The organism is Niallia sp. FSL W8-0954 (assembly GCF_038005605.1).
Taxonomy (GTDB): Bacteria; Bacillota; Bacilli; order Bacillales; family Cytobacillaceae; genus Niallia; species Niallia circulans_A.
The window spans coordinates 1-10704 of the sequence record NZ_JBBOTN010000003.1 but is presented as its reverse complement, the minus strand read 5'-3'; the positions used below and the strand labels follow the sequence as shown (position 1 = coordinate 10704).

Sequence of the window (10704 nt, the reverse complement as noted above, 5' to 3'; positions counted from 1 at the left end):
GTAAGTATCCGCCGGTAGAACCGGCGGTTTTAATTTCGCCCTATAAGGGCACTTTACCAACGAAGCCCCTAAAGGGACCTCTAAATTGACCGCCAACCGTTTACTCTCCCTACTTATCTTTAAATGGATCGACGTATTCTCGTTTGCTCATATTATCTCGCAAACGGTCCTCTGCTTCTTGCTCTCGTATATACTTTGCAATTGTTTTTTCGTTTAATCCAACCGTACTTACGTAATATCCTTTCGCCCAAAACGTTCGATTTCCATGATTATATTTTAAATTTGCATGTCTATCATGGATCATCAATGAACTTTTACCTTTTAAATATCCCATGAAATACGAAACAGACATTTTCGGTGGTATTTTTACCAGCATGTGTATATGATCTGGCATGGCATGTGCTTCCATTATTTCTACATCTTTCATTTCACATAGTTTTCTCAATATAGCACCTATATCTTTTCTTAATTTCCCATATACTACTTTCCTTCTGTATTTGGGAATAAATACGATATGATACTTACAATTCCATCTTGTATGTGATAAACTATTGTCGCTCGACATGAGCAGAACTCCTCTCGTTATTTGAAGTTGGTTTGACGGCCATCTTCTATTATAACGATTGGAGTTTTTTTCTAATACGACTCTACAAGTTTTATTTTCACACAGGCAGAGCCTGTGGTTTAAAAAGAGTAAAATAAAAAAAAGCTACTAAAAATATTAGTAGCTTTTTTTATCAATCCCAATAACATAACTATAGATATTTACAAATAATTCAGCTTGGTCATTATCCCATTCGCCAGCACCCATTGTACTAAAACCACCGCCATTATTGACAATTTGACTAAAAATCAACTTCTGTTAACTCATCAATATCTACAACCGGATCTAATGACTTTCGTTCATGAAAATGTTAATACAGATGAAAAAGCTACAGCAGAAAGTAAAGCAAATTTTTTCATAGAAATAATACCTCCTAAAATTAAATTACAAAAATATCCTATCATGAAAATGACATTTTTTTGTAAAAATGTCATTTTTGATAAACTCTTAATTTATCAACTCTAAATTTCTATTAATCTAAATTCGAAGAATTTTTCTTGCTTGATCAATATTCATTTCTAATATTTTTTCCTTATTCTTTGCAACAACCTCTTTAAAAGAAGCAATTAATTTAATTGTTTCTTCCTCCCCTTCAATTTCAAAATGTTTCTCTATTAATCCACCTACTTGTATTAATCTTCTTGTTCGTTCCTTTCTCTCCTTTTGTCTTACTTGGTTCGCCAAACGTTGCTTTTCTAATTGCATCTTCCTAATTTTTTCTTCTAAATCTATTAATCTCTCTTCTTCCGTTTTTCGAGCCAAGGCTCTCACTCCCTACTCTATTATTTTCTCTATTATATCCAAAATTACGAGCGAAAACTAGAATTACAGAATGATTCCTCACATCAATCCGTGGTATAATAACCCCAACGAACTGATGTGAGGAAGGGCGCACTTACACAAACTAACGTTTGTTGTGCGGTTGCTTCGCAACAAAAGGCATATTCGCTTATCAGCGAATACAAAATCAAAATCCTTCATTCGCAAATGTGCGAATGAGTATCCGCCAAATGGCGAATACATAAAAACCATTCGTAAGCTATTTATTATTCCAAGTTGGGATATCCCCAACTCGTTTAATAAATCCTTACGAAACCATAATAAAAATTTTCCCACCTTTCGGTACGAAATTTTTTATTACGGATATGAAAACCTAAAACATAAAAACAATAAAACCTAAAAATCAAAATACATAATATCCAAAAGAGAAAGGAGGAAAAAGAATATGGCTATCTATCACTTTTCTGTTCAAGTTATTTCACGAGGAAAAGGACAATCAGCAGTTGCTTCTGCTTCTTATCGATCAGGAGAAAAACTACGTGATGAACAAACCGAGCAAACTAAATATTATAAAAGAGAAGTGCAACCCGAAAACCATATTCTTGCTCCTTCTCATGCCCCATCATGGGTTCAAAATAGAGAGTTTCTTTGGAATGAAGTGGAGAGAAGCGAAACAAGAAAAAACTCACGACTTGCAAGAGAAATTAATATTGCTTTGCCACGAGAACTTTCTAATGAACAGCAAACCGAATTAATCAAAGGATATGTTCAAGAACAATTTGTAGATAAAGGCATGATTGCCGATATTGCTATTCATAGAGATGATAAAGAAAATCCTCACGCTCATGTTATGTTGACCACTAGAGAAATTTCAGAAGATGGCTTCACTACAAAAAATCGTGATTGGAACAATAAAGAACTACTGGAACAATGGAGAGAGCAATGGTCTGAACATGCCAATAAGGCACTTGAAAAAGAAAATATCCAAGAACGAATTACCCATCAATCTCATGCTGATCGTGGACTTGAAATTTTACCTACTGTTCATTTAGGGCATGTAGCTTCTGATATGGAGAAAAAGGGAATGGAAACAGACCGCGGAAATATAAATCGTAAAGTAGAACAGCACAATGCCATTGTTTATGACTTACAAAAATATCGTGAAGAAAAGCAACAACGACAAGCATTGTCAAAAGAACAGGAACAAAAAAAGGCGGTTGCTTTCACTACTGGAGAACAAAAAGTATTAGACTATATCCAAACACATATAACCAAAGAAGAACCGACTTTAGAGAATATTTCTAAGATAAAAGAGTTCAATGAAAAATGGCATAACCAAAATAATTCCGAACATTATCAACTTCAAAACAAGCAAAAAAACATGGATAATCTTTTCCAAGCAAATGCTACTTTATCTAATTTTGAAAAACAAATAATCGAAAAAGAGCAAGCACTTGAAAATACAGGATTCTTCCAACGAAAACAGAAAGAGCAGCTACGCAATGAAATTAATTCTTTAAGCCAAACTTTTGATAGCCAAAAAGAAAGAGTATCCATTTTAATGCGAGATAATGGCATTTCAACTAGAGAAGAAATTCCATTTAGAAAAAAACAAATGGACAAAGAAGTTGAACAATCTCGTACTGAATTAGAAGGAAAAAGAACAACATACAAAAATACTAATAAGTTATTAGAACAAGGAGAAAGCCTTCTAAAAAATCATGAAATCAAAAAAGCAACTTCTCTATATCCAGAACTAGAAAATAAGCGAATTGACTATAAAACTGCTATAAAATTACAAGACATTCATGAACATTATAATCTTTTAAAAACTAGCGATATACCAACTGTTATCGAGAAAAATAAAGCTGAAATAGACAGCATGTCAAAAGCTATTTCCAATTATGAAAAACGAAAAGAAACAGTGAAAGCAGCCGAAATAAAATTGAAAAGAATTACCCAAATCGACCGCCAATTAAAGGCTACTGAAAATAACCCTTATCAATATGGAAAGGTACTTAATGATCCAGTAGCCAAAGAGCAATATGAAGCACTAAACGAACGCAAAAAATCAATAGGACGAGAACTTGTACAAGCTGGTTATAAAAACACTTCTTCTATTCAACAAGATAGAGAACTAATCAATGAACAGAAACCAATTAAAGAAAAATATGTGAAGAAAATCGAGGAATTGGAGAAGGAAAATCAAGTCTTATCAGATGTTCAAAAAGACTTACAGCGAACAAATAAAAGAGAACAATATTTATTAAGAGATAATGGATTAGAAAGATAGGGTTGTAAAATTCACAACCCCTTATTTCAATTTCCAATTCATTTCGTATTTTTCAAATACCTTGATGAGATCGTCAAGCAATTGCTGATTTTCTTCCCAAGATAAAGGCTTTTTTTCATAATCTCGACTATATTCAAATGTCACGTTCCAAGTACGGTTGCAATCAAAATCACCTTTAATAATTTGTTTGGACCTTTCAAACTCATGCATATAAACACCACCTTTTAAACCATTATATCTTTCGATATAATAAAAAAGACACCTAGTAACGATCATTACTAGATGTTCAAATAACTATTAGCAGACCAATAGTATCTGTTCAACTGAATTAATCTTCGGCAGAAGAAGAACCATTGTCTGTTTGCGAATCAGTGTGGTTCTTCTTTTCATACTTCTTCAAACTGCCACCTTTAAATATATACATAAAAACACCCTTATCCCTTTTTAAAACTATTTTATAAGAAAAGATATACCATTTTTTTGGATAGCCTTGTTATAGATCCACTTAACAATTATCCCCCCTTAAAAGCGATTTTTTTAGTTGCCTTTATGGCAACCTTTTAGCCTTTATGGCAGAACGTAATTTAAACAAAAATAAGGAGCGTAAAATCATATTCGATTCACTTCTTAACAATACTGATAATAAGGCAAGATTTTAAAAAAGTGGGTTGAACCATTGATATGACTGATTTTATGGGGGTTTTATATGTGTGAGGTTTTCCTCTCATTTTAAATTAAAAGTGAGAGGATTTCGTCACACCTAATAATTTCCAATTTGTAAAAATTAATAAATAAAAAAGGTCATATTTTTTGAATATGACCTTGGAATTTATTAAAAAAATCTAACAGGTAAATTTACTTTTTTTCCATTTTGATCTTTTAATCTTTTTAAAGAATGTTGAAATAGACGCATTGTTAAACCATCTAATTGAACATCATTTTTTCTAGGAGCACAAATAATAATATAAGGATTTACAATCCACGTTCTAGGACTAACAGTACGTCCATTTTCAGTGATTTGCCCTGCACCTTCTGGATTTAATAAAATTTCTTTATCCTTTAAGGAATTCATGATTTCAGATGTTTGTCTACGAGATTTACCAATCATTTCTGCAATATCCGAAACTGTTGCCGCTCTTGCTAAAGCAAACTCGTCGGTTTTTTTCTTGGAAGAAAACTTATCTTCTCTTTTAAGAATTACATTTGTCTTAAATTCTAAATAATTTTGAACTCTAAATAAAAAGCTTTCTTCTGCTTGAGTTAAATAATCAATTTGGACAAGTAAATCAAGATTCCTATGCATATTTTGACTAAATGGCTCCCCTGCAAATATATTTCTATCTCTAGTTAAATGAAATTTCTCTCCAGTAAGACTTTCTATTTCACCTAATAAAGACTTTTTAAGGCCTTCTACTTGTTCTCTAAGTTTTGAGTCTTTTTCGTAATCTCTTTTTCTAGCATTTTTTTCAGCTTGATCTAAATCTCTGTTTAATTTTACTACATTATTGTTTTCTTTTTTCACAAAAATTCCTCTCCCTACTGGAAGGAATTAATCTCTATATGTTAGAATATAATTATTCAATAAGTGAATATAGGATTAATTCCAATCCTTTATGTAAAGAGAAACCTTTCCAGTCCGTCAAACTATGAGGTTTCTCTTTTTTCTTTTTATTACACTAACCCTACCAATATTTCCCCATTTTTTCTAGTCCCTTTCTATCTTCTCTTTAAACTTCTCTAACAATTTATTATCAATTCTTTTCGGTTTATAACCCATTCTATCAACCAAGATACCCTCTATAACCTTCATACGAGAAGTATAAAGCCGATATTCATTTTCTGCCAAACCTTTTATATCACTAGGAACTACAACCCCGTCAGGAGCCTTTTGAACGGTTCTCATAAGGTGATAACAACTTGTCCGCTTTTCTCTCACCAGTCGAAGCAAAACTAAAAGATCATATGTGTGAAAAGAAACCAAAACCGAAAACGGTCTTTCGCATAATTCCAAGTACATAAAACCATTTAGTTTCGGTCTTTTCACTTTTAATGGTGCTTCACAAAACGAACATGTTTCTGCATAGCTGCTATTCTCTTGACCACAATAAGAACAAAGCAATTAGGCTTCCCCCTTGTAACAATCTAAAGCTAATTCTCTAAAATAAGCAGACATAGATTTTAAATCCTTATCCTTAATATCGCTCTTTATTTTGCTCCATATATCATCTGGAAGGGTTATAGAAACCTTTTTAGTAACTCCCATAGACGGACGCCCTACATTTTCCTTTTTAGCTGAATTAGAGTGCTTTAAATGGTCTGGTAACGTATCATATCGATAAGGCGGAATGTAGAGCTGACCTAACATTTCGTTTATTGTTTCCATAGCAACTCCTTCCGTCGTAGCCAAAGAAACAAACTCATTTTCTAATTGCTCCATTGTCTTATTTATTTCCTCTTCACCATTCCAACGAGCATCATATAATTTTTTGTGTAAATCCCATACCTTCAACATATTTTAACCGCCTTTTTATTTAAGTTACTCTTATTATAACGTTTAAGTAACTTTTATACAAGCGTAAAAAATACCGATTTTCCAAAATAGAATAATCGGTATCTTTCTCCTAACTATACACTTGCTTGAAAAATAATTGCTTGTTTTTTCTTACTTCCACATAGCCAGTAATCTTATATTGTGAAGATTTTTCGTTCAATGCTAGCAATTCCTCATAGAAAAAATGTTCTACTTGTTTCTCTTTAAAAATCGGCTTATCTGTTCCTAAAATTTCATGAAGCATTAGCATAAAATCGCCCACCACCTTATTTTATTTTTTATCAGCTAATTCCTTTAACTGCTTGATAAAATCTTCAGCTGAAATATGTCCCTCTAAAGATCTTCTTACTAAATCCTCTTGTTCTTTCGAAACATCCATTCCAGATAATCTCAACGAAGCTTTTGCATATCTCATCGCTTCTTCATTGGTCCTTTTCATAAAAAACTACCCCCTTATCACCCTAAAGGTTTATAGGTTGCCATAAAGGCAACCCTTATCCTTAAAATTCTCTTACTTGAAGAGTTTTTTCCACCAGGGTTTTACGTTTTCTTCTTCTTTGGCAGCTGCTATTTCTAATCTCTTTTCTTCTAATGATTGTTGTAATTGCATCGTTAAGAGTCGATCTCTTTTTTCTATAACATCATTCAATTTATATTCAAATGCTTTCAACATATTTTCTCTTTCTTCTTCAATTGCTATTTTTACTACTCTTTGTATCGTTTCTTCTAATTCACTCTTTGATAAACGGATTTCATCCGTGAAAACGCTAGGCGTTTTTGCTGCGTTTTTTTCGTTTAAATTCATTGATACAACAGCTTTTAACGCGTCTGTAAAAGAGACGTTGTTTGATAATAATTTTTTTAATTCTCTTAACGCCTTAAAATCGCGTTCATAATAAATACGCTGCCCCTTTTCATTTCGTTCAATTATATAACCATGCTGTTCTAACTCAATAGACCATCTTCTTAAACTAGAAGTAGTTATTTCTAAATCAGCCGCAACATCTTTAGAAAAATAGCCAAAGCTATTAGCGTTTTTCATAGCGTTTATTCACTCCTTCTACTTTTATTCTTCGATAACCTAGTAAAATTCCCTTCTTTTATTTCAATCATCGTGAAAAGTCAATTATAAAATGAAGTAGCATTTAGGAGTAAACAGGAGCAATCTAAAGATTAGCTTTTTTATTATGAAGCTATTTTTCTCGTTATTTCCCAAACGCAAAAAGGCGGAATTTGCCCCAATATGGACGAATTCCGCCTTTTGCTTTTTTGATTGCTGTGTATAGGAATGATTATGTTAACTATTGTTAATTTAAATGCTGTTTTAATATATATTTAAATGGATCAAGGTCAAAATCATTCTGTTTCTCAATTTCATCTAATAATTTTTGAGCAGTATTCTTCTTAGCAAGATCTTTATTACTTATCATATCGTTAATAGGTGATTACTTCTAATGTATAATAGTCATCTTCTAAATTCCAAATTTTTTCATAATTATCATTCCCCTTTCTACTAAACATTACAGGATTCTTTTTACTAATCTTTTAAAGGGTTTTATTCATAGATTTTTCTTTTATCACCATATATATTAATAATAATTCTATTAAAAGAAATGCAAAAAAAGACAAAAATGGTATAGTAATAAATCCCATAAAATTAAAATAATCAATTGTACAAGAAATTTGTCCACAAGCTCCTTTATAATCAGTAGGTAACAATTTAATAATATTATGATACATAGAAAACATTAAACCGATACTAGATATAAAAAGAAAACTTACAGATTGTTGATAATCTTTTTTGATAATAGCAATTGCAGTAAGAATTGGTAAAGGATACATAAAAATTCTTTGAAACCAACATAATTTACAAGGATCAAAATTCATAATTTCTGAAAAGTATAAACTGCCCAATGTAGCAACAGTAGAAATAATAAAAATACAATACAATAAATTTTCTTTGCTATTATTCTTCAAACTATTTTTCTCCTATCTTATTCAATTAATTTTAAAATATTTTTAACAAATATCTATAACAATTAAAATACCTTTATAATATAAAAGTTATCATAATCATTTACAGATTTACATTTTTTTGTATTTTTTCGCTGAATTTCGACAATGTTTTTATTTTATTTAAAGTATTCTATTAATTGAAGAAAGAAAGGAGAATCTCAATTATGAAAAAATTATCTTTATTATCAGTATTATCTTTAATTTTTATTATTACATTTGGATCGTTTGGTTCAGAAGCCAGTGCTGAAGCAGGATGGCAAAACATTGGTTCTTATAAATTCGAAGCTGTAGTTCGAATAACTTCAAAAGATGGCGGAAATTTAAAAGTCTGCGTTAATAACAACTCTGAAAAAATAAAATTAGGACTAGAAAGAGCTCCGATCGGAAAGAGTATTAGAAGCACAACATCCGGCGGAACCCCTAACTGTGCAACTTGGTCTGGATTAAAAAAAGGAAAAAAATATGATATAGGTAATATAACTTATTACAGAGAAAAAACCTTATCAATAACAGTTTATGATTGATTAATACAATTCAATTAAAAACTAGAAAAGTAAACACTCTCCTATAAATTAACTTTTATATAGAGAGTGTTTTTTTGTATATTTTTACTTCTTTTTACAAAATTCGACATCTTTTTCATCTGATTTAAAGTATTCTATTAATTGAAAAAATAGAAAGGGGAATCTCAATTATGAAAAAATTATCTTTATTATCAATATTATCTTTAGTTTTTATTATTACATTTGGATCATTTGGTTCAGAAGCCAGTGCTGAAGCAGGATGGCAAAACATTGGTTCTTACGAATTTAAAAATGTAGTTCGAATAACTTCAAAAGATGGTGGAAATTTAAAAGTTTGTGTTAATAATAGTTCTGAAAAAATAGAATTAGGTCTAGAAAGAGCTCCTATTGGAAAAAATGTTAGTAAAAAAACTTCTGGAGGATCTCCTAACTGTGCAACTTGGTCTGGATTAAAAAAAGGAAAAAAATATGATTTGGGTAATATAACTTATTATGGAAAAGTAACTTTAAAAGTAACAGTTTATGATTGATTAAAAACTATTTGTTAAAAAGTCCCCTTTAAGAAAAGTCTTCTTAAAGGGGACTTTTTATTCTTTACATTAACGATACATTTTATAATTATTAACTATAATGTTATACTCATTAAATAATTAAATTAATGTTTGGAAATAGGAGTTAACAATGAAAAGTAAAAATTATTATGATTTTTATCTACTAGCAATCATAATAATGCTTATGATTATAAGTATTATTAGTATATATAGTGCTCAAAAAATATTACCATATAACAGTAATTTTGCTATGCAACAAGCCATTTGGTATGTTATAGGTTTTATTATAACCTCAATCATTTATTACTTTGATTTTGAACAAATAAAAAAAATTTCACCTTATTTATACATTTTTGGAATTCTATTATTAATAATTCTATTTATAGCTCCATCTTCAATTGCACCAAATATTAAAGGAACAAAAGCTTGGTTTGTTCTTCCGAAAATAGGATCTTTACAACCTGCAGAGTTTATGAAAGTTTTCTTGATTATTTTTTTAGCTAAAATATCAGTAGATCATAACAATAAAACTATAAATAAAACCACTAAAACTGATTTAATATTAGTTTTGAAAATATTAGGAATAACTTCTATACCTTTATTATTTATATTGTTACAACCAGATGCTGGAACAGCAATGGTTATAATTACAATAATGTTTGGTATAATTGTCGCTTCTGGAGTAAATTGGAAAATATTGATATCCTTTTTCTCAATAGTTCTTTTGGGTATAGGAACATTAATAATTATCTATATATACACTCCCAATACATTATTACTATTTCTTAGTCAATACCAATTAGATAGAATACATTCTTGGTTAGATCCTTTTCAATTTCGACAAGGAATTGGATACCAATTAACACAATCTATTTTAGCTATAGGTTCTGGAACAACATATGGTAAAGGTTTCTTCAAAAGTCAAGTCGATGTACCAGAATCACATTCAGATTTTATATTTTCTGTTATTGCTGAAGAATATGGTTTTTTAGGTGCGAGTTTAGTAATAAGTTTATATTTTCTTTTAATATACAGAATTGTGGTTATTGTATTAGTTAATAAAGGAGAATATGAATCCATAATTGCAAGTGGAGTAATAGCAATGCTAACATTCCATATATTTGAAAATGTTGGAATGGTAACTGGATTAGTTCCAATCACAGGAATACCTTTACCTTTATTAAGTTATGGAGGAAGTTCCATATTAGGAACCTTATTAGCATTAACATTAATCTTAAATATTTCCGCAAAAACAAAACATTATTTATTTGGAGAGAATTCAAAATGAATAAAGAATTGAAATTCAGAGTAAAACTATTTTCTACTATTTGCCTTAGCTCTATTATTCTCATAGGAATTTTAGCAGTCATAGCTTATTGGTAAAA

The 10704-nt window shown here is 30.3% G+C and carries 15 protein-coding genes; 4 read left to right on the top strand and 11 right to left on the bottom strand.

The features are described from left to right. Positions 1 to 109: 109 nt before the first annotated feature. The 3 genes from tnpA to NX902_RS25655 form a co-directional block, all read right to left on the bottom strand. On the bottom strand, positions 110 to 565 hold the full coding sequence (gene tnpA / locus NX902_RS25665) for an IS200/IS605 family transposase (protein ID WP_095330205.1): 456 nt from the start codon (positions 563 to 565) through the stop codon (positions 110 to 112). Between the two features lie 156 nt (positions 566 to 721). Further along, positions 722 to 856, bottom strand: a complete 135-nt coding sequence (locus NX902_RS25660; protein ID WP_341161101.1) for a hypothetical protein — start codon at positions 854 to 856, stop codon at positions 722 to 724. Positions 857 to 1081: 225 nt separating this feature from the next. Then, complete coding sequence (locus NX902_RS25655) at positions 1082 to 1375, bottom strand: conjugal transfer protein TraD (RefSeq protein ID WP_341161100.1); 294 nt, start codon at positions 1373 to 1375, stop codon at positions 1082 to 1084. Between the two features lie 454 nt (positions 1376 to 1829). Between NX902_RS25655 and mobQ the strand changes: the two genes are divergently transcribed. Further along, positions 1830 to 3677 carry a MobQ family relaxase gene (gene mobQ, locus NX902_RS25650; protein WP_341161099.1) on the top strand — a complete coding sequence of 616 codons (1848 nt, stop codon included), beginning with the start codon at positions 1830 to 1832 and terminating at the stop codon, positions 3675 to 3677. Positions 3678 to 3698: 21 nt separating this feature from the next. On the opposite strand, the gene NX902_RS25645 is transcribed toward mobQ, so the two are convergent. The 8 genes from NX902_RS25645 to NX902_RS25610 all read right to left on the bottom strand — a co-directional run bounded on the left by NX902_RS25645 (position 3699) and on the right by NX902_RS25610 (position 8205). Further along, positions 3699 to 3887: a hypothetical protein gene (locus tag NX902_RS25645; RefSeq protein WP_341123924.1), complete on the bottom strand. Its 189-nt coding sequence runs from the start codon at positions 3885 to 3887 to the stop codon at positions 3699 to 3701. A gap of 622 nt (positions 3888 to 4509) precedes the next feature. Next, the gene (locus tag NX902_RS25640; protein ID WP_341123925.1) at positions 4510 to 5199 is read right to left on the bottom strand and encodes a Rep protein; all 690 of its coding nucleotides are present in this window, start codon (positions 5197 to 5199) and stop codon (positions 4510 to 4512) included. Between the two features lie 183 nt (positions 5200 to 5382). Beyond that, positions 5383 to 5796 carry a hypothetical protein gene (locus NX902_RS25635; RefSeq protein WP_341123926.1) on the bottom strand — a complete coding sequence of 138 codons (414 nt, stop codon included), beginning with the start codon at positions 5794 to 5796 and terminating at the stop codon, positions 5383 to 5385. After that, positions 5797 to 6189, bottom strand: coding sequence for a hypothetical protein (locus NX902_RS25630; RefSeq protein WP_341123927.1), 393 nt, complete (start codon positions 6187 to 6189; stop codon positions 5797 to 5799). It lies immediately after the preceding gene. Between the two features lie 109 nt (positions 6190 to 6298). Beyond that, entirely contained in the window at positions 6299 to 6478 is a 180-nt protein-coding gene (locus tag NX902_RS25625; protein ID WP_341123928.1) for a hypothetical protein, read from the bottom strand. Between the two features lie 21 nt (positions 6479 to 6499). Then, positions 6500 to 6667, bottom strand: coding sequence for an antitoxin VbhA family protein (locus NX902_RS25620; RefSeq protein ID WP_341123929.1), 168 nt, complete (start codon positions 6665 to 6667; stop codon positions 6500 to 6502). Positions 6668 to 6739: 72 nt separating this feature from the next. Further along, positions 6740 to 7270 (bottom strand): MerR family transcriptional regulator, encoded by a 531-nt coding sequence (locus NX902_RS25615; protein ID WP_341153421.1) that lies wholly within the window; start codon positions 7268 to 7270, stop codon positions 6740 to 6742. Between the two features lie 503 nt (positions 7271 to 7773). Beyond that, on the bottom strand, positions 7774 to 8205 hold the full coding sequence (locus tag NX902_RS25610; protein WP_341123917.1) for a disulfide oxidoreductase: 432 nt from the start codon (positions 8203 to 8205) through the stop codon (positions 7774 to 7776). 203 nt (positions 8206 to 8408) lie between these two features. Between NX902_RS25610 and NX902_RS25605 the strand changes: the two genes are divergently transcribed. The 3 genes from NX902_RS25605 to NX902_RS25595 all read left to right on the top strand — a co-directional run bounded on the left by NX902_RS25605 (position 8409) and on the right by NX902_RS25595 (position 10607). Next, positions 8409 to 8768: a hypothetical protein gene (locus NX902_RS25605; protein ID WP_341123918.1), complete on the top strand. Its 360-nt coding sequence runs from the start codon at positions 8409 to 8411 to the stop codon at positions 8766 to 8768. A 170-nt stretch (positions 8769 to 8938) separates the two neighbouring features. Then, the gene (locus NX902_RS25600) at positions 8939 to 9298 is read left to right on the top strand and encodes a hypothetical protein (protein ID WP_341123919.1); all 360 of its coding nucleotides are present in this window, start codon (positions 8939 to 8941) and stop codon (positions 9296 to 9298) included. Between the two features lie 151 nt (positions 9299 to 9449). Next, positions 9450 to 10607, top strand: a complete 1158-nt coding sequence (locus NX902_RS25595; RefSeq protein WP_341123920.1) for an FtsW/RodA/SpoVE family cell cycle protein — start codon at positions 9450 to 9452, stop codon at positions 10605 to 10607. The last annotated feature ends 97 nt before the right edge of the window (positions 10608 to 10704 follow it).